At 64.3% G+C, this 25,534-nt stretch carries 23 protein-coding genes and 1 tRNA gene; 17 read left to right on the top strand and 7 right to left on the bottom strand.

Going from position 1 to position 25,534, the window contains the following annotated elements; genetic code table 11:
- Window positions 1-747: 747 nt before the first annotated feature.
- The gene (locus KBY73_RS05650; RefSeq protein WP_254936097.1) at window positions 748-1,023 is read left to right on the top strand and encodes a ribbon-helix-helix domain-containing protein; all 276 of its coding nucleotides are present in this window, start codon (window positions 748-750) and stop codon (window positions 1,021-1,023) included.
- A gap of 704 nt (window positions 1,024-1,727) precedes the next feature.
- On the opposite strand, the gene KBY73_RS05645 is transcribed toward KBY73_RS05650, so the two are convergent.
- A tRNA-Lys gene (locus KBY73_RS05645) sits at window positions 1,728-1,799 on the bottom strand.
- Between the two features lie 97 nt (window positions 1,800-1,896).
- On the opposite strand from KBY73_RS05645, the gene KBY73_RS05640 reads away from it, so the two are divergent.
- The 7 genes from KBY73_RS05640 to KBY73_RS05610 all read left to right on the top strand — a co-directional run bounded on the left by KBY73_RS05640 (window position 1,897) and on the right by KBY73_RS05610 (window position 9,004).
- Window positions 1,897-2,400: a gamma carbonic anhydrase family protein gene (locus KBY73_RS05640; RefSeq protein ID WP_254936096.1), complete on the top strand. Its 504-nt coding sequence runs from the start codon at window positions 1,897-1,899 to the stop codon at window positions 2,398-2,400.
- 73 nt (window positions 2,401-2,473) lie between these two features.
- On the top strand, window positions 2,474-2,596 hold the full coding sequence (locus KBY73_RS05635; protein ID WP_106632785.1) for a photosystem II protein Y: 123 nt from the start codon (window positions 2,474-2,476) through the stop codon (window positions 2,594-2,596).
- A gap of 4 nt (window positions 2,597-2,600) precedes the next feature.
- Window positions 2,601-3,974: an FADH(2)-oxidizing methylenetetrahydrofolate--tRNA-(uracil(54)-C(5))-methyltransferase TrmFO gene (gene trmFO, locus KBY73_RS05630; protein ID WP_254936095.1), complete on the top strand. Its 1,374-nt coding sequence runs from the start codon at window positions 2,601-2,603 to the stop codon at window positions 3,972-3,974.
- Window positions 3,975-4,001: 27 nt separating this feature from the next.
- Window positions 4,002-5,531: a carotenoid isomerase gene (gene crtH / locus KBY73_RS05625; protein ID WP_254936094.1), complete on the top strand. Its 1,530-nt coding sequence runs from the start codon at window positions 4,002-4,004 to the stop codon at window positions 5,529-5,531.
- 180 nt (window positions 5,532-5,711) lie between these two features.
- Entirely contained in the window at window positions 5,712-8,159 is a 2,448-nt protein-coding gene (locus tag KBY73_RS05620; protein ID WP_254936093.1) for an EAL domain-containing protein, read from the top strand.
- A gap of 27 nt (window positions 8,160-8,186) precedes the next feature.
- On the top strand, window positions 8,187-8,471 hold the full coding sequence (locus tag KBY73_RS05615) for a hypothetical protein (protein WP_254936092.1): 285 nt from the start codon (window positions 8,187-8,189) through the stop codon (window positions 8,469-8,471).
- On the top strand, window positions 8,468-9,004 hold the full coding sequence (locus KBY73_RS05610) for a hypothetical protein (protein ID WP_254936091.1): 537 nt from the start codon (window positions 8,468-8,470) through the stop codon (window positions 9,002-9,004). The genes KBY73_RS05615 and KBY73_RS05610 overlap by 4 nt, the downstream gene beginning before the upstream one ends.
- Here the strand turns inward: KBY73_RS05610 and KBY73_RS05605 are convergent.
- Window positions 8,988-9,749 (bottom strand): response regulator transcription factor, encoded by a 762-nt coding sequence (locus tag KBY73_RS05605; RefSeq protein WP_254936231.1) that lies wholly within the window; start codon window positions 9,747-9,749, stop codon window positions 8,988-8,990. The genes KBY73_RS05610 and KBY73_RS05605 overlap by 17 nt on opposite strands.
- 177 nt (window positions 9,750-9,926) lie before the next feature.
- Here KBY73_RS05605 and KBY73_RS05600 point away from each other — a divergent pair, with 177 nt between their 5' ends.
- Window positions 9,927-10,193: a DUF6761 family protein gene (locus KBY73_RS05600; RefSeq protein ID WP_254936090.1), complete on the top strand. Its 267-nt coding sequence runs from the start codon at window positions 9,927-9,929 to the stop codon at window positions 10,191-10,193.
- Window positions 10,194-10,217: 24 nt separating this feature from the next.
- On the opposite strand, the gene grxD is transcribed toward KBY73_RS05600, so the two are convergent.
- The 4 genes from grxD to KBY73_RS05580 all read right to left on the bottom strand — a co-directional run bounded on the left by grxD (window position 10,218) and on the right by KBY73_RS05580 (window position 12,078).
- On the bottom strand, window positions 10,218-10,541 hold the full coding sequence (gene grxD, locus KBY73_RS05595; protein WP_254936089.1) for a Grx4 family monothiol glutaredoxin: 324 nt from the start codon (window positions 10,539-10,541) through the stop codon (window positions 10,218-10,220).
- Window positions 10,542-10,545: 4 nt separating this feature from the next.
- Window positions 10,546-10,779: a BolA family protein gene (locus KBY73_RS05590; RefSeq protein WP_254936088.1), complete on the bottom strand. Its 234-nt coding sequence runs from the start codon at window positions 10,777-10,779 to the stop codon at window positions 10,546-10,548.
- 37 nt (window positions 10,780-10,816) lie between these two features.
- Window positions 10,817-11,314, bottom strand: a complete 498-nt coding sequence (locus tag KBY73_RS05585) for a hypothetical protein (protein WP_254936087.1) — start codon at window positions 11,312-11,314, stop codon at window positions 10,817-10,819.
- Window positions 11,315-11,385: 71 nt separating this feature from the next.
- The gene (locus tag KBY73_RS05580; protein ID WP_254936086.1) at window positions 11,386-12,078 is read right to left on the bottom strand and encodes a 1-acyl-sn-glycerol-3-phosphate acyltransferase; all 693 of its coding nucleotides are present in this window, start codon (window positions 12,076-12,078) and stop codon (window positions 11,386-11,388) included.
- Between the two features lie 179 nt (window positions 12,079-12,257).
- Between KBY73_RS05580 and KBY73_RS05575 the strand changes: the two genes are divergently transcribed.
- Together KBY73_RS05575 and KBY73_RS05570 are read left to right on the top strand one after the other, a co-directional pair.
- A complete protein-coding gene (locus tag KBY73_RS05575; RefSeq protein ID WP_254936085.1) occupies window positions 12,258-13,007 on the top strand; it encodes a pyridoxine 5'-phosphate synthase in 750 nt (249 codons plus the stop codon).
- The gene (locus KBY73_RS05570; RefSeq protein ID WP_254936084.1) at window positions 13,004-13,324 is read left to right on the top strand and encodes an MgPME-cyclase complex family protein; all 321 of its coding nucleotides are present in this window, start codon (window positions 13,004-13,006) and stop codon (window positions 13,322-13,324) included. The genes KBY73_RS05575 and KBY73_RS05570 overlap by 4 nt, the downstream gene beginning before the upstream one ends.
- Here the strand turns inward: KBY73_RS05570 and KBY73_RS05565 are convergent.
- Window positions 13,321-13,644, bottom strand: coding sequence for a hypothetical protein (locus KBY73_RS05565; RefSeq protein WP_254936083.1), 324 nt, complete (start codon window positions 13,642-13,644; stop codon window positions 13,321-13,323). The two genes, KBY73_RS05570 and KBY73_RS05565, sit on opposite strands and share 4 nt — an antisense overlap.
- A 146-nt stretch (window positions 13,645-13,790) precedes the next feature.
- On the opposite strand from KBY73_RS05565, the gene KBY73_RS05560 reads away from it, so the two are divergent.
- The 6 genes from KBY73_RS05560 (at window position 13,791) to KBY73_RS05535 (ending at window position 25,525) form a co-directional block, all read left to right on the top strand.
- Window positions 13,791-14,417, top strand: coding sequence for a metallophosphoesterase (locus KBY73_RS05560; RefSeq protein ID WP_396096641.1), 627 nt, complete (start codon window positions 13,791-13,793; stop codon window positions 14,415-14,417).
- A 23-nt stretch (window positions 14,418-14,440) separates the two neighbouring features.
- Complete coding sequence (locus KBY73_RS05555; RefSeq protein WP_254936081.1) at window positions 14,441-17,698, top strand: exodeoxyribonuclease V subunit gamma; 3,258 nt, start codon at window positions 14,441-14,443, stop codon at window positions 17,696-17,698.
- Window positions 17,695-21,474 carry a UvrD-helicase domain-containing protein gene (locus KBY73_RS05550; RefSeq protein ID WP_254936080.1) on the top strand — a complete coding sequence of 1,260 codons (3,780 nt, stop codon included), beginning with the start codon at window positions 17,695-17,697 and terminating at the stop codon, window positions 21,472-21,474. Before KBY73_RS05555 ends, KBY73_RS05550 begins: the two co-directional genes overlap by 4 nt.
- Window positions 21,471-23,048, top strand: a complete 1,578-nt coding sequence (locus KBY73_RS05545) for an ATP-dependent RecD-like DNA helicase (RefSeq protein WP_254936079.1) — start codon at window positions 21,471-21,473, stop codon at window positions 23,046-23,048. Before KBY73_RS05550 ends, KBY73_RS05545 begins: the two co-directional genes overlap by 4 nt.
- Complete coding sequence (locus KBY73_RS05540) at window positions 23,045-23,410, top strand: phosphomannose isomerase type II C-terminal cupin domain (protein ID WP_254936078.1); 366 nt, start codon at window positions 23,045-23,047, stop codon at window positions 23,408-23,410. Before KBY73_RS05545 ends, KBY73_RS05540 begins: the two co-directional genes overlap by 4 nt.
- A gap of 219 nt (window positions 23,411-23,629) precedes the next feature.
- Window positions 23,630-25,525 (top strand): DEAD/DEAH box helicase, encoded by a 1,896-nt coding sequence (locus KBY73_RS05535; RefSeq protein WP_396096638.1) that lies wholly within the window; start codon window positions 23,630-23,632, stop codon window positions 25,523-25,525.
- The last annotated feature ends 9 nt before the right edge of the window (window positions 25,526-25,534 follow it).

Below are 25,534 nucleotides of genomic sequence, written 5' to 3'. Positions count from 1 at the left end.
CTGCCTTAAGATGCGAAGAATGCCTAGGCCGCGGCGATCGCATTAGTTAATTCCAATAGCGGTAGACAAGCCACTAGCAACATGAACTCGGAATCTTATTTTTTGCCAAAAATTACACACATTGTGCGGCAGATCCAGATTGAATCCGGGTCAGTGGCTCGGAGCTAGGCACACATTGGGATACTGCTCATTTGTATTCATCTTATCAACGGCTTGGTTTCACCTAAGCCAACTCCGCGCTCAGGCTAAATATCTAACGGTACTAGGAGGATTTGAAGACTAGCAAATACATGCCTCGATGATCATATTATGATTCGCTCCAAGTAGCAGTTAAATTTCACTTAGGCGCCTCAGGGTAGGTCAGGGCAGCAAGCCTCCACCTTCGCAGCAGGCGTGCATTGAGCAGCACGCTCCTCTAGCGCTGGTTCCCTTGCCGGCTCGCACTGAGTAGGCGTCGCATCACGCTCGGAAGGCATTGAGCAACTTGGTGCGTAATTCCAGCCGCTGCAACCAGCCAGATTTCGAGGCATGATGTCCTACCAGAACGACTCGACAAAGCTGGCCGCCACGGCCAGCCGGGAGGAGGAACTCAAAGGAGCTTCTAGCCCAGGAGCAGGTCTTAACATAACTAAACGCGATATTGCACAAAAGCGCAATTTCGCGCGATATTTAGAGTGAAGCGCAGGAAGCGATTTCACTGCACCCTGAGCTGGCCCAGAAGACCATAAACCTTATCGAGTTGAAACGATGACATTTCAAACCCGTAATTCTGGACCCTGGGACCAAGACAGTGGCACGCGACCTGCCTTCCGCAAACCCAGGCGCATCTCAGTAACAGTCCCCGATCAAACCTATCGCCAGATTCTGGAATGCAGCAATCGGCAAGGTCGTTCGGTCTCCAATTTGGCAGCCTTTCTGCTGGAAATGGCAATCGCCTCAGAACAAAAGGATTGCGGAAGCTCGAGAAGAGCAATACAGTCACAATCTTCACTTTTACCAGCCAGGCCATCAAGGTCGACATAGGCTCTTGTCCCCCCATTGCCTCCTACTTGCATTAGGCGGCTGAACCCTCCCTGGCTCTTTAATCCAGAGAACATCAATTAATCCGGAAAACGTCTTACAGCGATTGGTCGCATAGCCATCCTAGTACCCCACAGAAGAGCAGTTCAATACACGGCGATCGCCTGGGGTTGAACTGCTGTTTGCAGGCAACCAGACTAAAATCACTGCGCGGTAGTTGCATTGATTACCAACATTCCGCCAGGCTAGCTAGCTTCAAATACGCCTAAAACCCCTGTCTTTAATAAATTAAAACGACGAAGTAGCTGCATTTAGCAATCCCCATCGCTTGCCGGAATGACAATCAGCATAAGTCGGGCTCGGCTCAAATAGGAGATTGGTGGCCCAGCAAAGCTAGAAGAATTCAGACAATGAATCACGTCGCCGCCGAACTATAATTTTGTGGCTTCTACCAGCGCCATAGCCCATGCAGCAGATCAGCCCATTGAGCATTCAGTTGCACCCTGGGTCGCTTATTACAACTGCAATGATCTAATTCGAACCAACGGTTCCAATAACGGCGGACTCAATGATAATTGTCTTTCGTGAAAACTAGGATTCGGTTACCACGAGGCCACTAAAGTTAATTGGCTGATGGCCAAGCGTCTTACTTCCGTTGCTAATTAAAGACGTTGTTTCTGGACCTGGATCCAAGGCCCTGACAAGAATGGGTCGCCTGAGATTCGAACTCAGGACCAATCGGTTAAAAGCCGAGTGCTCTACCGCTGAGCTAGCGACCCGCGCCCTTGGGCACTTAGGAAACGTATCACCCAGGGGCGACCTCCTCCAAGGGGGCCCAGGCAACCGTGAGAATGGCCTAACAACTGGCCCCAGCGGATGAGCGTCTTTCCCTGGCCCAAACCCCAGATCCACGCCGAGGCCTGGGTGGCCGAAACGGCCGTTGTAATCGGCGATGTGCAGCTAGCGGCAGGAGTCAGTCTTTGGCCCACTGCCGTCGCCCGTGGCGACGTCTGTTCGATCGTGGTGGGTGAGGGCAGCAACGTGCAAGACGGAGCAGTGCTGCATGGCGACCCCGATCAGCCTGTAATCATCGGCGCCGATGTGACCATCGGCCATCGGGCTGTGGTGCATGGCGCCACCCTGAAAGACGGCTGCCTGATCGGCATCGGCGCCATCGTGCTCAATGGCGTCACCGTGGGAGAGGAGGCCCTGGTGGCCGCCGGATCGGTGGTGACTCGCGACGTACCAGCTGGAGTCCTGGTCATGGGAGCCCCGGCCCAGGTGAAGCGAGAGCTCACGGCTGAGGCCCGGGCCGAGCAGCGCCAGCACGCCCGCCGCTACCGCCAGCTCGCTGATGCGCATGCCCAGGCGAACGGATGACGACAGATCCGGGGCTGGACAGGCGAATCCTGAGGTTCAGTCCGTAAGATCATCAAATCTTGTTTGGCTTCCCATGGACGGTCGGCTGATTTTGGTGGTTGCTCCGATCCTGCTCGCCGCGAGCTGGGCCGTCTTCCATATCGGTCGTGCCGCCGTAGGACAGCTGCAACTGCTGCTCAAGCGCGCCCGCGCCTGAGCATTTGAGCTCTGAGCTGCTCGTTATCGGTGCTGGCCTGGCGGGTACGGAAGCTGCCTGGCAGATCGCCCAAGCTGGCCTGGCGGTTCGCTTGGTGGAAATGCGGCCAGTGCGCCGCAGTCCAGCCCACCACAGCTCTGAATTTGGCGAGCTTGTTTGCAGCAACAGCTTCGGCGCCCTAAGTAGCGATCGGGCCGCAGGCCTGCTTCAAGAGGAATTGCGGCGCCTGGGTTCGATGGTGATTCGCACCGCCGACGACCACGCCGTGCCTGCGGGCGGTGCCCTGGCCGTAGATCGGGGCCGCTACAGCGCCGCCCTCACCGCCGCCCTCGAGCAGCACCCATTGGTGACGGTGGAGCGGCGGGAGCACACCGAGCTGCCCGGCCCCGGTGAGATCGCCGTGCTGGCCACCGGCCCGCTCACTAGCGAGCCCCTGGCGGAGCAGCTGCGGGAATTCACGGGCCGGGCCGACTGCCACTTCTTCGATGCGGCCAGCCCGATCGTGGAGGGCGAGAGCATCGATCTGTCGATCGCCTTTCGCGCCTCCCGCTACGACAAGGGCGATGCCGACTACATCAACTGCCCCATGGACCGGGAGCAATTCCTGGTCTTCCGCGAGGCGTTGCTGGTGGCCGAGCAGGCCGAGCTGAAGGACTTTGAAAAGGAGAGTGCTCACTTCTTCGAGGGCTGTCTCCCCATCGAGGAGCTAGCCCGCCGCGGCGAAGACACGATGCGCTACGGCCCGCTCAAGCCAATTGGGCTCTGGGATCCCCGCTGGGGCGATGTGAACGATCGCGATGTGCGCCGCGCCAAGCGGGCCTACGCGGTGGTGCAGCTGCGCCAGGAAGACAAGGACGGCCGCCTCTGGAACCTGGTTGGCTTCCAGACCAACCTGAAATGGGGCGAGCAGAAACGGGTGCTGCGGCTGATCCCAGGCCTGGAGAACGCCGAGTTTGTGCGCTTCGGCGTGATGCACCGCAACACCTTCCTGGAATCGCCCCAGCTGCTCGATGCCACCCTGCAGTTCCGCAGCCGCCCCACCCTGCTGGCCGCGGGCCAGATTACGGGCACTGAGGGCTACGCAGCCGCTGTAGCTGGCGGCTGGCTGGCTGGCACCAACGCCGCCAGGCTGGCCCTGGGCCTGGAACCTCTGAGCCTGCCAAAAACCACGATGCTGGGCGCCCTTAGTCACTTCATCGCCGAAGCGCCCAGCAAGAAGTTCCAGCCCATGCCGCCCAACTTCGGCTTACTGCCCGAGCTAGCCGAACGCGTCCGCGAGAAACGGGCCCGCTACGGCGCCTACCGCGACCGGGCCCTAGCGGATCTTGAGCCTTTCACTCGGCCCCTACAACTGCACGACGCCAGCGCCGCTGCCTAGGGTCGCAACAGCTTCTCCAGCCCAACGGTGACCAGCAACCCTGCCCCCATCTGGGATGTGATCGTGATCGGTGCCGGCGTTGGTGGCCTGGTCACCGCTTCCCAGCTGGCCGCCAAGGGCGCAAAAGTGCTGGTGTTGGAGCGCTACTTAATTCCGGGGGGCTCAGGCGGCAGCTTCAAGCGTGACGGCTACACATTTGACGTGGGCGCCTCGATGATCTTTGGCTTCGGGGAGAAGGGCCACACCAACCTGCTCACCCGGGCCCTGGCCGATGTGGGCCAGCACTGCGACACCATCCCCGATCCAGCCCAGCTCGAATATCACCTACCCGGTGGGCTGAATGTGTCTGTGGACAGAGATTACGAGCACTTCCTCAGCGATCTCAGTGCCCTGTTTCCCCACGAGTCGAAGGGCATCCGCGCCTTCTACGACACCTGCTGGCAGGTGTTCCGCTGCCTCGACGCGATGCCGCTGCTGTCGCTCGAGGATCCGGCCTATCTGGCCAAGGTGTTCTTCAAAGCCCCCCTGGCCTGCCTAGGCCTGGCCCGCTGGCTGCCGGTGAATGTGGGCGACGTGGCGCGGCAGCACATCAGCGATCCGGCCCTGCTCAAGTTCATCGACATGGAGTGTTTCTGCTGGAGCGTGATGCCCGCCGACCTCACGCCGATGATCAATGCCGGCATGGTGTTCTCCGATCGTCATGCCGGCGGCATCAATTACCCCAAAGGGGGCGTTGGTGTAATCGCGGCAAAGTTGGTGACGGGATTGGAGAGCCATGGCGGCGCGATTCGCTACAAGGCGCGTGTGACCAAGGTGCTGCTGGAGAACAACACTGCGGTGGGGGTGAAACTTGCCAGTGGTGAAGAGTTGCGGGCCCGCCGCGTGGTGAGCAACGCCACCCGCTGGGACACCTTTGGCGCTCTCGTGGATGCAGCCCACACCCCCAAGGCCGAAACCACCTGGCGGCGCCGCTACAAGCCCTCCCCCTCCTTTCTCTCCCTGCACCTAGGCATCGATGCCCAGATCGTGCCCAATGGTTACCACTGCCACCACTTGCTGCTGGAGCGCTGGGAGGAGATGGAGGCCGAGCAGGGGGTGGTGTTCGTATCGATGCCGACCCTGCTGGATCCGGAGATGGCCCCGGCTGAGCGGCACATCGTGCATGCCTTCACCCCCAGCTCCATGGAGCACTGGCAGGGGCTGACGCCAGCGGCCTATCGCGCCAAAAAACAGGCGGATGCCGACCGGGTGATCGGCCGGCTCGAAGCGATCCTGCCCGGCATCAGCGGCGCTATTCGTCACCGCGAGGTGGGCACACCGCGCAGCCACCGGCGCTTCCTGGGCCGCATGGGCGGCAGCTACGGGCCTATCCCCGCCCTGCGCCTGCCGGGGCTGCTGCCGATGCCCTTCAACCGCACCGGCATTTCGGGGCTCTACGCCGTGGGCGACTCCTGTTTCCCCGGCCAAGGCCTCAATGCGGTGGCCTTCAGCGGCTTTGCCTGCGCCCACCGCATCGGCGCCGACCTGGGACTCAATCCTTGGAACCTGCCTGCCTAAGATCATGTGATTGGCCAAAACGGTGGCCCAGTGAAAGTCGGCACGACCAACGCGATCTCCCAGCCTTCTGCGCGGACAAGCCGACAGACTCCCCGAATACTGTGGCGTTCGTGGCTCAACGAAGAGCGCATCAGCTGGCTTAGGCGTGGGCCTTCGCGGACGGTCGTGATCCTGTTGGTGATGGTCACCCTGGTTGGGATTGAAGCGCTCCGGAGGAGTCAGCTGGCCAAGGAGCGAAGCGTCACCAACCAGACCATCGCCCTGGAAAAACTCGAAGCCGAATTCCGGGACGCCCAGCGAACGGCGAGGGACTGGGGCTGGTGGGATGACAGCTATGCCTTCATCAAGGGAAATAACCCCTCCTTTCCCTCCCAAGACCTGGCAACCAGCAGCCTCTTTGAGGACGGGGCTGCCATGGGTCTCTACGACGCCCAAGCCCAACGCCGCGCCCTTCAGGTGGGCCTGAGCAGCCCAAACCGGCCCCCTGATCAACGGTTGGTGCGCTGCATGGACTCCACCGCCCGCACCCGTCGCCGCCTGGGCCTCGCCGGCATCCGGGTGATCTGCTCAGGCGAAACCAACAACCTCTACGTCGGCTTCGCCACCACGATCAGCACCAGCGACAACAGCCGTTCGACAACAGCGACCCTCATTTATCTCAACCCGCTGATTGAACCCCAGTTCGGCAACCACCTGAAGAAGGAGCTCAACCGGATTCAGGATCAGCTGCAGCCCCTGCCGCCAGCTGGCGCCATCGCCACGGGAGGCCCCGTGGTTCCGCTCCAACCCAAGACCTTTGGCAACAACGGGCGCCTGATGGGTGTCAAACCCGCTAGTAGCCAGGCGGAGCAGCTCCGGGAACTAACCGATCTGCTGCTACTGCTGAGCGGCGGGGGACTGATCGCCCTGGCCCTGCGCCTTCGCTGGAAATTGAACGAGCGAAAGCAGAGATTGCTGATGCGCCAGCAGGAACGCTCGGCCACCCAACGCATCCGCCGGAGTCACCGTGCCCTGGTTGAAATCCTTGATTTCAAGCCCCCCCAGCCAGTCTCTTCAGCAGATCAAAGCCCGGCTAGGCCACTCCCTGACAGCACCTTGATCTTCAGGGGAATGCTGCAGGAGGAACGGCGCCACCTTGCCTCGCCACGCGCCAGCCAACCTATCGATGGGTCGACCACAACCGGCACCAAACCCGCTGGTCGCCAACGCGTAGACATCCAGTTGATTGCCAATCGGTTTGAACAGATTCTTGGCTCCGCCCGAGATCTGGCCATGCACGATGCGCTCACCGGCCTGCCCAACCGCCGCTACTGCATCGAACACCTTGAAAGAGAAATCGTTCGCCTCAAGGGAAAACAAGCCCTGCTTAGCCTCCTCTTTATCGATGTCGACAAATTTAAAAGCATCAACGACACCTATGGCCATCGCATCGGCGATCAAGCCCTCTGCAAGGTGGCCAACCAACTCCAGTCCCTCTGCCGCCAGGGTGATTTCCTAGCGCGCTACGGCGGCGACGAATTCATTCTGATTCTAAATCCGGGCGACAGTCCAAAAGCCAGCAATGAATCCCTGACCCTCCAGGCTCAACAGGCAGCCCACCGGATCCTTGAATCGTTTGAGAAGAGTCAAGTTGATTCCGCCTCGCCCTACCGACTCAGCCTGAGCATTGGGATCACGATTAGCGATCCACACCACTTCTGCAGTGAAGACATCATTCGCAAAGCAGACCTGGCCATGTACAAGGCAAAGGCCTCCCAGGGGGAACACATTCACCTGCTCACAGCGGAAAACGAGTCCAATCCGCTCAGCGACTATCGTCTGTATAACGCACTCCAACAGGCCTGCGAAGCATCACTTGAGCCATCGAGGCCCGACTCCTTCCGGATTTTATTTCAACCGATTGTCAACGCCGCAGGCGATGTCCTGGCCGTTGAGGCTCTCGCCCGCTGGGATCACCCAGACCTGGGAGAAGTTCCCCCAACTCTGTTCATTCCGGTAGCGGAACACTATCGAATCATGGGTCGCGTTGGCTGGCAGCTCATCGAAGCCACTTTGCGGGCCTTCAACCAGCTGATCCAGGCCCTAACGATCACCCCCAACCAGCTCAACCTGGCGATCAACATCAGCCCATCCCAACTCACTGACGTATCTTTTTCAGGCCAATTAATCGATGCCATTGCAGCCCAAGGACTCTCTTTCAACAGCATTAATCTTGAACTGACTGAAACTGCCATCTTCAATTCCACAGCAGCGGTTGAAACCAATCTGCGCCAGTGTCGAGAAGCGGGAATGCGGATTTCCCTCGACGACTTTGGAACGGGCTTCTCCTCCATGGGGCTGCTGCTATCGCTGAAGCCTGACGAACTGAAGATCGATCGCAGTTTTGTGGTCGGAGTTCTAGACGATGCCTATGCGGAACAAATCGTGAAACTGCTGCCCATGCTCACGAATTCAGTGTCGATGACCCTGATCGCTGAAGGAGTGGATACCGAGGAAAGCTTTCAGCGACTGCAACAAATGGGTGTGTCACGATTCCAGGGATATCTATTTTCGGAGCCCCTAAACATCGCCGACCTGGTTGAGCTTGTGGGTGGAAACCGACTCACAATCTCCCTTCCCGCTGCATAAACTTCTCTAGTAATGCGTTAGCAAGAAATGGCCGGCTCCCCTACCCCCAGCTCCGCCGAGCTGGCCACTTACCTCGAGCAACGCGGCGAGCTCAGTAAGCCCTGGATGCTGCAGCTACTGCGGCTCACCAAGCTCAAGGAGGCCAAAGACAGCATGGACCCGGATGCCTACATGGCCAGCCTGCAGGAGGCCCACGCCGATCTGATGCGACTTGGCGAATTCTGGAAAGGCCGCGAGCAGGAAGTTTTTAGCGGTCGCTACCAGCCAGCAAGTCTGATCGAACCCCTACCCGGCTCCCCCGAAGATCGATGACCGGCGCCTTGGCCGTAAGCAGCGACCGCTACCCAATGGCGGCCCTGATTCGCTTCACCCTGATCGCTCTCTACTTGGCAATGGTGGCGCCCCTGCCCCTACTGGCACCAGCAGAGCTCAAATTGCTGCTGTGGCTGGCCCTACCCCTGGGGCTGGGCTTGGTGGTGGCAGCCACCAGTGAAGCCGTTGAGCTAAACGCCGATGGCATTCGGGTTGGCCATCCCAGCTGGTGTGCTTGGCTGCTGCGCCGCGGCTGGAGCCTGCCTTGGAAATCCATCAGCGGGCTCACACCAGTAGCCACAAGCCAGGGGGGCCGGGTCTTTTACGTGAGGGGAGAAGACGGATCGGCCTACCTGCTGCCCCAACGGGTTGCAGCCTTCGAGCAGTTTCTGGGCCGCTTCAGCCAGGAAACGGGCATCAACACCAGCTCAATCGGCCGGATCAGCCCACCTTGGACCTACCAACTATTAGCCGGCCTGAGTGCCGCCATGTTGCTTGGAGAGTTGGTTTGGGCTCTTAAACCAGTGAGTTGAGCTGCTGACGCACCGGCTCCTCTTCGGCAGAAGCTTCGGGCAGGGTTTCCAGACTGAAGCGATAACCCTGCTGGCGCATCGTTTCGATGCCGCCGCCTTCACCCAAGCCAGCCTGCTCTAACTTGCGGCGCAGGGTGAGCACTTGGGTGTCAACCGAGCGGGGACCACCGCTGAAGGGAGGCCAGGCCATTCGCAGTAGCTCCTGGCGGCTGCGCACAACCCCAGGTGGCATCAGCAGGGCACAAAGCAGGGCAAATTCCCGTGGACTCAGCTCTACTGGCTGGTCGCGCAGGGTTACCTGGCGGAGCAATACGTGAACTTCAAGCGGACCAACGCAGACCCGCTCCTGCAGACCGGTGCCGCCGCGGCGCAACAGGGTGCGGCAGCGGGCTGCGAGTTCTTCCAGGCCAAAAGGTTTGCGCAACACATCATCTGCGCCCGCATCAAGCAGGCTCACCACCGGCTCGGAACCGGTGCGGGCCGTGAGCACCATCACGGAGCAGCGCAGCTGGGCCGCCAGGCGCAGGGCGGAACTCTCATCGAGTAATTCTGCGCTGATCAGCAGGTCGGGAGATTGGTCTTGGCACACCTCCAGAGCTTCACGAGCCGTAGCAACCGCCGCCGCAAGATGGCCGTCCTGCCGCAGGCGCTGGGCCAGCACCGTGCGCAGGGTCGCGTGGGGATCAACCACCAAAACCCGCTGGGGCTGGCTTCCGGCCTGATTGGCGGCCCCAGAGGCCGGCAGTGGCGGGTTAGAGGAGTTGATGGAGTCCACAACTGTGTTGAATTCACCTTAACGGCAGCCGCCAGGGGATCCGCGTATCAGTCGCTGCGTTTGTGTGGACTCCACCAACTATGCGGAGACCACCCAATCGCGGCTTCTGGCTCCAAGGGGCAAAATGGATAAAGGTCTCCCGACCCCATGACTTCGCTTCAACACCCAGACGCCATCCGCCACTTCCAGTCGCTGTGCGATGCCTGCCAGGAACTGGCCCATCGCTTCCACAGCCCTGCGGAATTGCGGCTCTACGCCGATGGCTACATCCACGCCCTGCGCCGCACTGCGGTTCTCGATCCGATCTCCCAGCGGCGACTAGAGGAGCTCACCGACCGCTGGATTCGCGATCCTTCCAGCTTTGTGGGTCCCGATGGTGACCCGCGCAGCCTTTACGAAAGCGAGCGCTACTGACTCACTGGGGGCTAGCTGCCCCTTTCAGCTAGCCAGAGCCACTTCCAGCTTCTCGCGCAACTCACCGGAGTTGTACATCTCGATCAGGATGTCGGAGCCACCGATGAATTCCCCTTTCACATAAACCTGGGGAATCGTGGGCCAGTCGGAAAATGACTTGATGCCATTACGGATCTCGGCATCCGAGAGCACGTCAAAGGTTTCAAATGGCACCCCAACCGAGTGCAGTATCTGCACCACGTTGTTGGAGAAACCGCACTGGGGCATGAGCTTATTGCCCTTCATAAAAACGAAAACCGGGCTGCTGGCCAGGAGTTCTTCGATGCGTTGGCGGGTGGTGGCGTCCATGGACTCAGGCGGGAGTGGATGTTTGCAGGGCTAGGGCGTGAATCGCCTCACTGGCCAATTCCTGGCGTAGGGCGCCGTACACGAGCTGGTGCTGCCTGACCCTGGTCAGGCCGTCGAACGCTGCGGAAATCACCGTGACCTGCAGGTGGTCGCCACCCCCGGTGAGGTCTTCAACCTCCACCTGGGCATCGGGCATGGCCAAGGTGATTGCGGCCTTCACCTGGTCTGGATGCACCATCGAAGCGACGAGGCAGCGAACGGGGGAAATCTAGTGGTCAGCTGCCAGGGGTTGCCGCGGCCCCTGCTGTGTAGGGAGTGGCGGCGAAGCCAATCTCGACCAGGCTCTGGAAAGCCTTGCGGCCCTCTGGGCTGGCCGGGGTCATCACCTTGACCACCTCGACCAGCAGGGGCACCGCCACCTCAGGCTGGTTTTGGCGACGGAACAGGGCCGCCAAGCGCAGGTTCGCCTGGGCCATGGTTTCCAAAGCTTCCCGCCCCTTCTGATCCATTTCGCGGGGGATGCGGGCATCGAGTCCGCGGAAGGAGCCGCTCAGGTCGCGATAAAAGCCGAGCAGGCGGCGACAGGCATCTCGGGCCTGGTCGTAGAGCTTGCGGGCTTCGGCCAGATTGCCCTTGGCAACTGCGGCGTCACCGCGCACCAGCAGGGCGCGCACCGCCTCAAGATTGAACGGACTGCCGGTGGACTCCAGGGCCTTTTGGGGCTCCTGCTGAGCCTGCACCTGGGCCGGAGCCAGGGGAGCAGCGAGGGCCATCAAGGCCAAAGCAGAGCCGCAAATCAAGCGGGATGGCCTACGCACAACCAGCAAACGAATATGAATCAACTTTAGGGGGCCAGGCCCAGGGCTTCCTGGGCCTGGCCTTCAACCACGGCCATGGCTGCGGCGAGGTGGGCGGTGAAAGCGCTAGCAGCTTGCCTTCCCTGGCCCTCCAAGCTGAGAGGTGGGCCGAAACAGAGCACGGCCCCATCCCCACGGCGGGGGGGGCGATGGCCGTAGGCGATGCCCACCGGCACCACCGGCACCGTCACGCCCTGGCCAGCGGCCAACATGGCCAAGCGGGCGAGGCCCTGGTGCAGCCGCATGGGAATCTCCTCGCGCACGATGCGCCCCTCCGGGAAAACCACTAGCTGCTCGCCGGCAGCCAGTAGGTCAACGGCGTAGCGCAGGCTGGCCAGTGAGGGGCGCCCCTGACTCACGGGGAAGCAGCCCAACCGGTGCAAAAACCAGCCCTGCAGCCCGCGCATCTCATCAACCGTGACCATGAAGCGGCAATCCCTGCCGGTGACGCGGCGGCCTGCGGCGTGGGGCAACAGCAGGGCATCCCAGCGGGCCCGGTGGGTCGGAGCTAGGAGCAGGGGCCCGCTGAGAGGCAGATTTTCGCTACCGAGCACCTGGACGCTGCGGAAAAAGAAGCGCAGGCAAATGTCCTGGCTAGCCACCATGGCGAGCGGTGCCAGCCAGGGGCTGATGCCATTGCAGAGCCCCTGTTCCCTGGAAGAGGGGGCCTGGGTGGACAACGCCGATGGGCCGGACTGAACCGCCAACAACCAGTTAATTGCGAGCAACCTCAAAACTAGGGGCTAGCCAATGGAGCTCGGCGCGAGCGCGGGCAGTTGGACTGGCGTCCCGAGCCGGCGCAGGTTGCAGTATCCATAGGATTTGGGCGAGTTCACCGCCTGCCAACCACTCCCCAGCCATGGCCAGCCTCGGCGTCAACATCGACCACATCGCCAATGTGCGCCAGGCCCGCCGCACGGTGGAGCCCGATCCAGTGGGCTATGCCCTGCTGGCCGAGCTGGGGGGGGCTGACAGCATCACCGTGCACCTACGGGAAGACAGGCGCCATATTCAGGACCGCGATGTGGAGCTACTGCGTCAAACCGTGCGCAGCCGGCTCAATCTGGAGATGGCCGCCACAGCTGAGATGGAGGCGATCGCCCTACGCCTCAAGCCGGACATGGTGACCCTGGTGCCGGAGAAGCGTCAGGAGGTAACCACCGAGGGCGGCCTCGATGTAGCGGGCCAGCAGCCAGCTCTCAGCGCTCTGGTGGGTGCGCTGCAAGACGCCGGCATCGGCGTGAGCCTGTTTGTGGACGCTGAGGCGAGCCAGCTGGAGGCCTGCCGCGCCACCGGCGCCCGCTGGGTGGAGCTGCACACCGGCGCCTACGCCGAAGCCGACTGGAGTTCGCAGCCAGCCGAGCTGGCCCGGCTCACGGAGGGGAGCTTCATCGCCCGCAGCCTCGGGCTGCGGGTAAATGCCGGCCACGGCCTCACCTACCAAAACGTGGAGCCCATCGCCACCATCGAAGGCATGGAGGAGCTCAACATCGGGCACACAATCGTGGCCCGGGCCTTGGCGGTGGGCCTAGAAGAAGCTGTTCGGCAGATGAAGGCGCTGATACAGAATCCGCGCCGCGACCCCCTGTTCGGCAGCCGCCAGCTATGAGCACCTATCACTTCATCGCCGCCAGCGAAGCGTTCCTCACCGTTGAGGAGCCCCTTGAGGAGGTGCTGCGCGAAAGGGTGCGCCACTACGGAGAACAGGGCAAGGAAATCGACTTCTGGTTGGTGAAACGGCCGGCCTTTCTCGAGGCACCCCAACTCGAACCGATCGGCAGCGCCGTGCCGCGGCCGGCGGCGGCGGTGGTGTCCACCGATGAGAAATTCATCACCTTTCTCAAGCTGCGCCTGGAATTTGTGGCCACCGGTCGCTTTGAAGCCCCCAGTGCCGCCATCCCCGACGCCCTGGCCAGCGCGTCCTAAAAAAGCCCCAGAAAGCGTTTGCGCGGCCCGTCATCGGAGGCTCCTTGACCGCCATCCTGTTGGTAGCGAGGCTTGTCGTCGCCAATGGTGAGCAGGGCTTCCTTGTTCTTCCACCAGACCCAATCGCGGATTGGGGGCGTATTGGCAAGTTGCTGGCGACTGAGCCCCAGACCGAGCTTGGCGGAGGCATCGAGCAGAACGTCGAGCATCTCCTCACCGTTACCGCAGCGGGCCAAGGCCTCATTGGTGCGTTTAGCCCCATTTAGGGCTTTGACCAGGGCGTTTACCCGCTGGACCACCGACAACGACGCTGGATTCATCTGACTGTCACTGGGTGGGGCGACCGTACCAGCGCTGGCCGGTCGACATGAATTGCTGGGGGGCTGACAAGTGGCCGTCAGGCAGGCAAGACTGGAACCAACGCGATGGACTGATGACGCCCCCTTCACGTTCCTGCCACCACTGGGTGATCGGGGACGTCCACGGCTGTGCCGACGCGCTTGAGCGGCTGCTTGCTCGTCTGCCAGCCGGCGACAAAATTGTGCTTTGCGGTGATGTGATCAACCGCGGACCCCAGATCCGCCGCACCATGGAGCTGGCCTGGGGCCTGGTGAGCTCCGGTCGGGCCATCTGGTTGATGGGAAATCACGAAGCCGATCTGGTGGCCGCCCTGCGGCAGGGCGACTGGACCGCTCAACGGGCCTTGGCCGGCTGCGACACCTATCGGCAGCTCGGGGATCGCCACTGCCGCATCTGGCAGGAGCGGCTGGAGCAGCTGCCCCTCACCTACGCCGGCAAAGGCTGGCTCGCCACCCACGCTGGCTTCAATCCCGACACCTGGGAACCCGACCTCAGCATCCGCATGCCCTTCTGGCAGGCCTACGACGGTCGCTTCGGTGAGGTAGTGATCGGCCACACCCCCGGGCACCAAGTGCGTCGCCTCGGCCAGATCGTGATGGTGGATACCGGCGCCTGCTACGGCGGGGAGCTTTCGGCCTACTGCCCCGAAACCGGAGCCATTCAGGCCGTTTACGGCTTGCAAGAGCGCCGGCTCTCCTCCCTCAGCCAGGAGCTGGCAGGCTGCCTGCCTTGATGACCCACCGCTGAGCATCTGTTGTGCTCACAGTTTTCCGGGGCAACCGGGCCGAACATCTAGCCGAACTCCTGGCCGCCCAGTTGCTGCTCACACCTCCCGGGCCGCTCGAGACGGTGCAGGTGGTGGTGAATACCTGGCCCACCAGCCGCTGGCTTGGTGAACAGCTGGCCGCGGGACTCGGCGGCATCGCCGCCAACATCCGCTACCCATTTCCTGGCAGCCAGCTGCGCCAAATGGTTAATGGGGTGCTGGGCGAAAACGGCGCTGACCAGGATCCCTGGCGTGCCAGCCAGCTGGTGTGGCCCGTGCTGGAGCTGCTCCCCCAGCTTGTGGAGCAGCCAGAAGCTACCTCGCTTAAGCACTGGCTAGGCCGCTACCCCCAGCACGGCAGCAAACTCGAGCTGGCCCAATGGCAGCTGGGCCGCAGCATCGCCGATGCCCTAGACGACCTTGCCCTGTATCGCCCTGAGATGCTCGCCGCCTGGTGGTGTGGGGAGGACGGCCCACCCCTGCCGCCGGAGCAGGAGTGGCAGCGGCTGCTGGTGGGGCGGCTACGGGAGCGCCTGGGGGTGAAGCCCTTCGGCCTGCAGGTGCTGGAGGCCATAGCCCAGTTGCAGATCAAGGCGCCGCCGGCCGGCAGCCTGCCCGATCCCTTGCGCCTGTTTGGGCTCAGCAGCCTGGCGCCGATCCAGGTGCAGCTGCTGCAGGCCCTGAGCGTGCACACAAATGTGGACCTTTACCTGCTCACCCCCTGCCGCGACCTGTGGCAGCGCTGCACCAGCCGCCGCCAGCTGCTCAGCGAGGCGATCGCACTGCAGCAGCCCCTTGATGGGGACTGGTTACTGCAAGCCCCTGGCCTGGAGGCCCGCTTCGGCCGACTCGGCGGCGAGTTTCAGCAGTTGCTCGAAGGCAGCGGCGAGAGCCTCCAGGGCCAGTGGCGGGAAAAGGATTTGTTTGTGGCCCCAGCCAGCAGCCATCGGGGCCAGGGGCCAGCGCCCCTGCTGCATCAGCTGCAGCAACAACTGGCGGATCCGGCTGCCCAACCCCTGCTGCAGCGGGCACCGGCAGACAGCTCCCTGGAGTTCCACCGCTGTCCCGGCCCCCTGCGCCAGGTGCAGGTGGTGCGGGACCGCATCCTGCAGCTGCTGGCCGCCGATCCCACGCTCCAGCCCCGCGATGTGCTGGTGATGACGCCTCAGGTGGATGGCCTAGCGCCTTTGGTGGCGGCCGTATTTGGCGATCAGGAGGCCACTGGGGTGCCCCTCAATTGGCGCCTCACCGACCGCAGCCAGCAGAGCGAAGCCAGCCTCAGCCGCAGCTTGCTGGAGCTGCTGCGGCTGGCGGGGGAGCGGCTAACCGCCTCCGCCCTGGAAACCCTGCTGGAGAGTCCGGCGCTGCAGGGGCATTTCCAGCTCAGCGGTGCCGAGATGGCGGCCCTGCATCCCCTGCTGCAGCGGGGCGGCTTCCACTGGGGCCTCGATGCAAAGGAGCGCGGCGGCCTGGGCAGCGGCAGCCTCAGCTGGGTGATCGATCGGCTGCTGCTGGGTCTGGTGCTGCCCTGCGACCCCGGCCTGGCCCCGGCCGCCACCGCCCCCCTGGCCAGTGGCGAGAGCATCGAGCTGTTGGGCCGCTGGCTGCACCTGCTCACCCGGCTGCGCCACTGGCTGGTGGAGCTGCGGCGACCCCGCTGTTGCCTGGCCTGGAACACCTGCCTAAGGGCCTTGCTGAGCGACCTATTCGGCGACGGCGACCAGGTTGGCGGGAGTGGCCAGGACTGGGAGCTACCCCTGGTGCTAGCCGCCATTGACGACTGGCAGCAGGCCGCCGCTGGCTGTGACCTGGAGTTAGCCGCACCCGTGGTAGCTGCAGTGCTCGATGAGCGCCTGGCTGCCGATTCGGGCCGGTTTGGCCACCGCAGCGGCGCCCTCACCATCAGCGCCCTCGAGCCGATGCGGGCGATTCCCCATCGGGTGATCGTGCTGATGGGGCTAGATGCAAACGCCTATCCCCGTCAGAGCAAGCGGCCCGGCTTCCACCTGCTGGAGCAGCAGCGCCGCCTCGGCGATCCCAATCCGGCCGACCAGGACCGCTACGTGCTGCTGGAGGCCCTGCTCTCAGCCCGCGACCATCTGCTGGTGACCTGGAGCAGCCGCGACCCCCGCAGCGGCGAAGAGCTGCCACCGGCCACCCCGGTGCGCCAGTGGCTCGAGTGGCTGCAGGGACAGCTGCCTTGTCGCGGTAGCGAACTGGTGATAACTCACCCCGCCAACCCCCTCGACCGGGCCAATTTCCAAGCCAGCGGCGAGCGGCCGCCCGGCAGCTGCGACGAGCGCCTGCTGAAGGCCCGCCTGCTGCTCGATCAACCCCGCCAGCAGAGTGGCTCACCGCAACCGCCCCGGCCCCTGGCGGCCAGCGAACCCCCTAGCGCGCCCCCTGCCCAGCCCAGCGATGCCTACGGGGATCTGCGCGACTGGCTGCTTGCCCCCCAGGCCAGCTGGCTGGCTGAATTGGGGCTAAGGCCGCTGGAATGGGCCGACGGCCTCGACGACCTCGAGCCCCTCAGCCTCGATGAGCGCAGGCGGGCGCTGCTGTTGCGCCAGGCCCTCGAAAGCCCCAGCGACCCAGCCCTCGATGGGCCCGCCGGCTGGCTGGCTCGCCACCGCGGCCAGGGCTTGCTACCTCCTCTGGCGGCAGGCGAACTGGAGGCCGGCGGGCTCAGCCAGCGCTGGCGCAGCCTGCACGCCAGCCTCGAGGCCCTGGGCCCCGAGCGCCGCCAGCTAGCCCTCTGGCAAAACTGCCAGCAGGAGCTGCAGTGGCGGGGGAGCTCGGTGCTGGTGCTGCACACCGCCAAACCGCGCAGCCGCCACCGGCTGGAGCTGTGGCTGGCGCTGCTGCTGGCCGCCGCCGCCGACCAAGGGCCGCTGGATGGGGTGCTGGTGGCCCGGGGTGCCAAGGACTTCGGCGTGCAGTTGCGGCTGCAGGCGCCGCAGGTAGAGAGCGCCCGGGCCGAACTACTGCGGCTGCTGGAGTTGCGCCAGCAATGGCGCCAGAGCTGCTGGCCGGTGCCACCGGAAACCGGCTGGGCCCTGCTCGATAAGGGTGAAGCACGGGCCATCGAAACCTGGGAGGGCGGTTTTCAGAGACGCGGCGAGCGGCTTGATCCGGAGCAGGCCCTCTGCTTCGGATCTGAACTCAGCGGCGCCGCCCTGTTGGCCAGCGGTGAGCTAGCCGCCCGGGCTGGGGAGCTGCTTGGTCCCCTGCGGGAGCGGTTGATATGAACCTGTCTGCCGGCAGCGAGCAGGCTTGGTCGCCTGAACAGCCCCTGCCACTCCCACAACCATTTGATGCCAATGCCTTTCCCCTGGATCCCGGGCTGCGGCTGCTGGAGGCCAGCGCCGGCACCGGCAAAACCTTCGCCCTGGCCCAGTTGGTGTTGCGCTACGTGGCCGAGGCCGAGCTAGGGCTGCGCCAGCTGCTGGTGGTGACTTTCACCGAGGCCGCCGCCGCCGAACTGCGCGATCGCATCGGCCAGCGCCTGCAGCGGGCCCTGGCAGGGCTGGAAAATCCAGATCTGGAGCCGCCCGATCCCACCCTGGCCACCTGGCTGGAGCAGCAAAGACCGCGGGCCGAAAAGTTGCGGGCCCGGCTGCTGCTGGCCCTAGAGGAACTGGATGCCGCCGACATCACCACCATCCACGGTTTCTGCCGCCGCACCCTGCAGCGCCACGCCCTGGAAGCGGGCCTGCCACCGGAGCTGCAGCTCGAAACCGACAAGGGCACCCTGGTGCGCCAGGTGGCACACGACTACTGGCAACAGCAGGTGCTGCCCCTGCCAAGCCACCTGCTGGCCGGGCTACAGCAACAGGTTGGCGGCCCCGAAAGCCTCGAGGGCCTGCTGCGCCAGCTAGACGGCGATCCAGCCCTAGGCCTGGATTCCCTGCCGGCAACCCTGCGGGCCGACGCCCCCTTGGCGCCCCAGCTCGAGGCCCTATGGAACGAGGCGTGGCACAACTTCCAGCAGCTCTGGGCCAGCCACGGCCAAGCACTGGAGGCCGGCTTTTGCGCCGCTGCCAGCCAATGGCGCGGCCAGGGCTTCAAAACCACCAGCCCCTTCGTTCCCAAACCCACCAAGGACCGCTGCGCTCTGGTGCGGGGCTGGATCGCTGCCCAGCCCATCGGCGGCGACTACGGCGCCACGGCAGGCAGCCAGGGCGGCGGCCAGGGCCTGCTGCGCGATTACTTCCACCCCGGCGCCTTTCTCAAAGTTGCCCGCAGCCTCGAACCTGGCGATGGGGAAGGCCCCGGCCCCTCCTCCCTGCCCGTACGCCCCCTGCAGGAGGCGATCGCCCAGGTTTTAGATGGACCAGCAGAAGCCCTGCTGCTGCATGCCTGCCACTGGGGCCGGGCTGAACTGGGCCGGCGGCGGCGCCAGAGCGGAAGGCTTGGTTTCGCCCAACTGCTGGAGGGTCTTGATCCGGGCGAGCAGGCCAGTACCCCCCTGCTAGAGGCGGTGGGAGCCCGCTATGCCGTTGCCCTGATCGATGAATTTCAGGACACCGATCCGATCCAGTGGCGCATCCTGGCGCGGGCCTTCCAGCCTGAGCGGCACCGACTGGTGATGGTGGGAGATCCCAAGCAGGCGATCTATCGCTTCCGCGGCGGCGACCTGCGCACTTACCTGCGGGCCCGTCAGGCCGCCGCCAGCTTTGGCGGCATCAGCAGCCTCCGCGACAACTACCGCTCCAGCGAGGCCCTGGTCGCCGGCCTCAACGGCCTGATGGGGCCGGGGCTGCGCCGCAGCGACCTGCCCGTACCGGAGGTGCAGCCCCAGGCGACCGACTCCAAACTGCTCCTACCGGCCGGCCAGCACCCCCTGCAGCTGCTCTGGCTCGGCGGCAGCCGGCTGGCTGGTGAGAAACCACCCAGCCGCAGCGCCCTGGAGCGGCAACTTCCCGACCAGATCGCCTGCTTCAGCGCCGAATTGCTCAACCAGGGGCTGATGCAACAGCGGGGCGAGCAGCGCCAACCCCTGGGCCCCAACGACCTATGCGTGCTGGTGGGCACCCACCGTCAGGCCGAAGCGCTGCGCGCCGCCCTCGATCGCTGCGGCATAGCCAGCAAGCTGGTGAGCCAGGGGGACGTGCTTGAAAGCGCCGGCGCCTCTGCATTGCAACGACTGCTCGATGCCCTGGCCGAACCAGGCCGGACCCAGCGTCTGCGGCTGCTGGCCGCCTCTCCCCTGCTGGGCTGGAGCGCGGAGCAAATCGCCTCCGCAAGCCCCGAAGCCTGGAGCAACCTGGCTGCACGCCTAGCCCAGCTGGCCCTTGAACTACCCCGCCGCGGCCTGCTTGGGGTGCTGGCGAGCCTGCTGGAGCAAAAGGGGCTGGCCCAGCTATCCCTCGGCGGCCGGCTGCTGGCGGACTTACAGCAGTGCGGTGAATTGGTAGCCGTGCGGCTCCATGCCGACCAACTGGGTCCCGCAGCGGCAGCCGACTGGCTGCGGCGTCTACGGCTCGATCCCGACCGGGACATCCCCGAAGCCCACCAGCCCCACAGCGACGTGGTGGATGAGGCCGTATCGGTGCTGACGGTTCACCGCAGCAAGGGTCTGGAATATCCAGTGGTGCTCTGTCCCTACCTTTGGCAAGCCGGCGCTGAGAGCCGCAGCGGCCAGTCCATCGGCGTGCGCTGGCACCCGGGCGGACCTGAAGGCGGGCAGGCCGAAGCCGTGCTCGACCTACACCTGAACAACAACTGGGGGCCAGGCCAGAGCGCCAGCCAGCAGCAGCTTGGGGCCGAGCTCCAGGAGCGGGAGCGACTTGCCTATGTCGCCGCCACCCGGGCCAAGCTGCTGCTGGTGCTGGCCTGGGGCCCGGCCTTGGGCCAGCAGGGCAATCCGCTGCACCCCTGGCTGTTCGACCAGGAGCAGCCCCCCGCCAGCGACCACGACCCCTACAGCGGCCGCAGTGATGCGGAGTGGCGCGAGCGGCTGGAGCAGGCAATCGCCCGCCGCCAGCTGCCCCTCACCCTGGTGCAGCCTCCCGCCAACGGCCAGCGCAGCCAGCTAAAACCAGGCCCGGCAGCCGCTGGCCTAGCCCTGCAGCGGGGCCCCGTACCCAGCCATGGCTTCGACAGCAGCTGGGGCCGCAGCAGCTACACCAGCTGGACCCAGGGCAGCCACAGCGCCGCCCCCGCAGCCGTGGAGGAGGGCCGCGAAACCGATGCCATCGTCACCGAACTCGAGGCATTGGCATCACCCGGCGCCTGGCCCCAGGACAGCCCTCTGGCCCCCTTCCCCCGGGGCGCCCAGGCCGGCGACTGTCTGCACCGCATCCTTGAGCAGCTCGACTACTGCCAACCCTTGGCAGCCCAGGCCGAGCTGGTGGGCCGCGAGCTGCAGCGGGCCGGTATCGCTGCCCAGCACGGCGAAACGGTGCTAATTGGGCTGGAGCAGCTGCGGCACACGCCCCTGGGTGGCCCCTGCAACGACTTCAGCTTGGCCCAGCTTGAGCGCGGTGCCCGCCTCAATGAGATGAACTTCGATCTGCCCCTCGGCCTGGTGCGCAGCCCAGACCTGGCGCGTCCATTTGCCGACCATCCCGAAGGCTGGTTTGGCAGCGCTTACGCCGAGCAGCTTGCCCAGCTGAAAGTGGAAAGCCGGGGCTTTCTCACCGGCTCGATCGACCTGGTATTTCGACAGGGCGAGCGCTGGTGGGTGGCCGACTGGAAGAGCAACTGGCTGGGCGAGCGCGACGACCAGGGGCAGCCGCTCCACTGCGGTCCACGCCACTACGGAGCAGCAGCCATGGCAGAGCTGATGGCCGCCAACCACTACCCCCTGCAGGCCCACCTGTACCTGGTAGCCCTACACCGCTACCTGCGCTGGCGCCTGCCCGGCTACCGACCCGAGCAGCACCTGGGCGGCTACGTCTACGTGTTCCTGCGCGGGGTGCCAGGACCCACCACAGCCAGCGCGGTGCCCGGCATGTTTGTGGAGCAGCCGCCCTTGGCCCGCCTGCTCCAACTGGACCAGGCCCTGGGGGGCACACCATGAGCAGCCCCACACCCCTAGAGCAACCTCGCTGGCTCCAGACCCTGGCAGCGGCACTGGCTGAAGCCCTGCCGCGGCTGCATGGCAGCAGCCCCGATCCACTGCTGGCGGAACTGATCACTGACCTGGCTGCCGCCCTGGCGGAGGGTCGCCTGGAAATCAACCTGCCCAGCGCCGAACATCGCCTCGCCCTGGAGGCTTCACCCCTGGGCGCCGAGCCGGATGGTCCCCTGGTGCTGGAGGGCGACCGGCTGCTGTGGCGCCGCTGGCAGCGCCAGCGCCAGCAGGTGCTGCAGGCTCTGATCGAGCGGGCCCAGTTGCAGCTGCCAGATGCGAGCCCCGACGCAAGCTGCAGCGACGGGCTGGATCCTGACCAGCAGCGGGCCGTCACGGCGGTGCTGCAATACGGACTGGTGCTGCTTGAGGGCGGTCCGGGCACCGGCAAAACCAGCACCGTGGCTCGCATGTTGGCGGCGGTGCTCGCCCAGCAACCAGGCAGCCGCATTCAGCTAGCAGCCCCTACGGGCAAGGCGGCGAGTCGGCTGCGGGCAGCCCTAGCCAGCAGCAGCCTGCAACTTCCCTGCAGCACCCTGCACCGGCTACTGGAGAGCCGCGGCGAGCGCTTCGGCCGCAACCGCCAGCACCCCCTTGCCCTCGACCTGCTGGTGGTGGATGAGGTGTCGATGGTGGACCTCCCCCTGATGCAGGCCCTGCTGGAAGCCCTACCCCCCAGCTGCCGGCTGGTGCTGGTGGGGGACGCGGCCCAGTTGCCACCGGTAGGCCCTGGGCCAGTGCTGCTGGAGCTGCAGGCACCCGAACGCCGCCAGGCCCTGGGCGGAGTTGCCATCGAGCTGCGCACCACTTACCGCAACAACGGGGCCATCGCTGCGGTAGCAGCGGCCCTAAGGGAGGCTGAGCAGCCCCTCGAGGACCTGCTCACACCGCTGAACTCTGACGACAACCTGCGCTGGCTGCCCGCCAACCCACGCCAGCTGCCAGCAGAGCTGCTGCAGCGACTGCGGCAGCACCAGCACCAGCTGCAGGAGTGCTGCCTGGCAGGCGATCTGGACGATCCCGCCGTCACCGCCAGCCTGCTTGCGGGCCTGGACAACTTCCTAGTTCTGACACCGCTGCGGCGGGGCCGCTGGGGGGTGGAGGCAATCCACCAGGCCCTGCTGGGGGAGGCGGCGGCCCGCTCGCCCCAATTCTGGCCAGTGGGCACGCCCGTGCTGTGCCGCCACAACCTCAGCGAACTGGGGCTCGCCAATGGCGACGTGGGGCTGGTGGTGGAAAGGGAAGCCAATCGAGGGCGCGAACGCCGCCTGCTGTTTGCAAACCAGGGTGGTAGCGAGCCGCTCTGGATTCACCCGGCCCAGCTACCCGAAGCCGAACCAGCCTTGGCCCTCACGGTGCACAAGGCCCAGGGCAGTGAGGCCGAAGATGTGTGGGTGCTGATGCCCGACACCGGCAGACCCCAACGGCGCCTGCTCTACACAGCCCTAACCAGGGCCAGACAGCGGGCCTGCCTGATCACCCCCTTGCGCGGCTCGGCGGCGGCTGCCAGCCTGAAATTGTGATTAGCCCTGAGCCCCACAGTCCCGCCGGTCGGGTGTTACGTCCCTGGGGCTGGTTTGAAGAGCTGGCCAGCGGTGATCAATACCTGGTCAAACGGCTACTGATCCACCGCGGCCAGCGGCTGAGCCTGCAACGCCACCACCACCGTTGTGAGCATTGGGTGGTGGTGGCCGGCGACGGTGAACTACAGGTGGGGGAGGAAGCCATCACCGCAACGGCAGGGACCAGCGTCTTCATCCCCCAAGGGGCAATTCACCGGGCCCAAGGAGGTATGGCGGATCTGGAGATCGTGGAGGTGCAGCGTGGTGGCTGGCTGAGCGAAGCGGACATCGAGCGCCTGGCGGACGACTTCGGCCGCAACTGAAGCGGACGGGGAGGTGATAATATTTGTTTTCAGCCTTTTTCAAGGGCAGGGCAGTTTTGTTAATTGAGGGTCTGAACAACTGAACATCGGGTAAAGCAGTGCAGCTTCAGTTGCCCCGCAACGGCCCATCCGTTCAGTATTTCTAGGCTCCATTGGGTTTCTGCCGGCCTGCGTTCAAGGACTTCACCAAGCCCTGATTAACCAGGCCTTTTGCATCCCGTGACCGAACACGCCAACGGCGGCAACTTTGTTTGCTCCGTCGACATTGACGCGCCCTCCCAAACAACTGAAAACAACACCCCCGAAATCAATTCAGCTGAGTTGATTTCAGTTGAAAACAGCACAGCTGAAATCAAGACAGAACCAACCACTGCCTCGGGCTTTGCCCGCTTTGGCTTTGGCCCAGAACTGCTGAAGGCCCTTGAAGCCATCGGCTATCAGGAGCCCTCACCAATTCAAAAGGCCGCCATCCCTGAGCTGATGCTCGGCCGCGACTTGGTGGGACAGGCCCAAACAGGCACCGGCAAAACCGCTGCCTTCGCCCTGCCAATGCTGGCGGCCCTAGATCCCGAGCAGCGCAAGCCCCAGGTGCTGGTGCTCGCCCCAACAAGGGAATTGGCCCTGCAGGTAGCCGACGCCTTTAACAGCTATGCCAGCCACCTACCTGGTGTGCGCACCCTGGCGATCTACGGCGGCGCTGATTTCCGCGACCAGATCCATCAGCTCAAGCGCGGCGTACAAATCGTGGTGGGCACCCCCGGCCGGGTGATGGACCACATGCGTCAAGGCACCCTCGATCTCTCCAGTCTTCGCGCTCTGGTGCTGGACGAGGCCGATGAAATGCTGCGCATGGGCTTCATCGACGACGTCGAATGGGTGCTCGAACAACTACCTGAGCAGCGTCAAGTGGTGCTGTTCTCTGCCACCATGCCGGCCGAAATCCGGCGCATTTCGCAGAAATATCTCAACGCTCCTGCTGAGATCACGATTAAGCAAAAGGCCGCAGATGCCAGCCGCATCCGTCAGCGTTTCTTGATGGTGCATGCGCCCCACAAGCAAGCAGCCCTGGAGCGGGTACTGGAGGCAGAGACCAGTGAGGGTGTGATCATTTTTGCCCGGACCAAGGCGATCACCCTCACCGTGGCCGAATCGCTTGAACAGCACGGTTACGACGTTGCCGTGCTCAACGGCGACGTGCCCCAAGCCCAGCGAGAGCGCACCATCGAGCGGCTTAAGAGCGGCCAGGTCGACGTACTGGTGGCCACCGATGTGGCTGCCCGCGGACTCGATGTAGATCGGATCAGCCTGGTGATCAACTACGACATCCCCTTCGATTCGGAGGCCTATGTCCACCGAATTGGCCGAACCGGTCGGGCTGGCCGCAGCGGCGACGCCATCCTGTTCCTAACCCCGAGGGAGCGCCGCTTCCTGGGCGGCATGGAGCGGGCCGTGGGCAAGCCGATCGAAGAGATGGAGGTGCCAAGCAACGCCACCATCAATCAAAACCGGCTCGACCGGATGCGCACCAAGCTCACCAACTGCCTGCAAATGCCAGCCAGCAGCGAGCAGGAACGGGCCCTACTCAGCGAAATCCTGCAACGGGTAGGCCAGGAGCTGGGCTCCAGCCCTGAGCAGTTAGCCCTGGCGGCCCTCGAGCTGAGCCTGGTGGGCAAGCCCCTGCTGTTGCAGGGCGAAGAGAACTTCCAACAAGTGCGTCAGAACGGTCCTGGCCGCGATGGAGGCCGCGATGGCGGTAGGGATGGCGGTCGCGACTTCGGCCGGGACCGGGGACGGGGCCGGGAAATGGGTCGGGAGGTTGGCCGTGATGTGGGCCGGGGAGCTCCCAGGGGCGAACGCCCCGTGGGTCCGCCAGAAGATCACATGGAGCGCTTCCGGGTGGAACTGGGCTGGCGCGACCGCATCAAGCCCGGCAACATCGTGGGTGCCATTGCCAATGAGGCTGGTCTGAACGGGCGAGCCATCGGCCGCATCCAGATCTTCGACACCCACAGCACCGTGGACCTACCCAAGGGCATGCCCGAGGACGTTTTTCAGGGTCTGCGCCAACTTCGGGTGATGAACAAACCCCTGCAACTTTCCAGGTTCCAGGGGTGAACGCCTCGG

Source organism: Cyanobium sp. Tous-M-B4 (assembly GCF_024345395.1).
Lineage (GTDB): Bacteria > Cyanobacteriota > Cyanobacteriia > PCC-6307 > Cyanobiaceae > Cyanobium_A.
The sequence above is the reverse complement of the archived record's forward strand: the minus strand, read 5'-3'. Positions and strand labels throughout refer to the sequence as shown.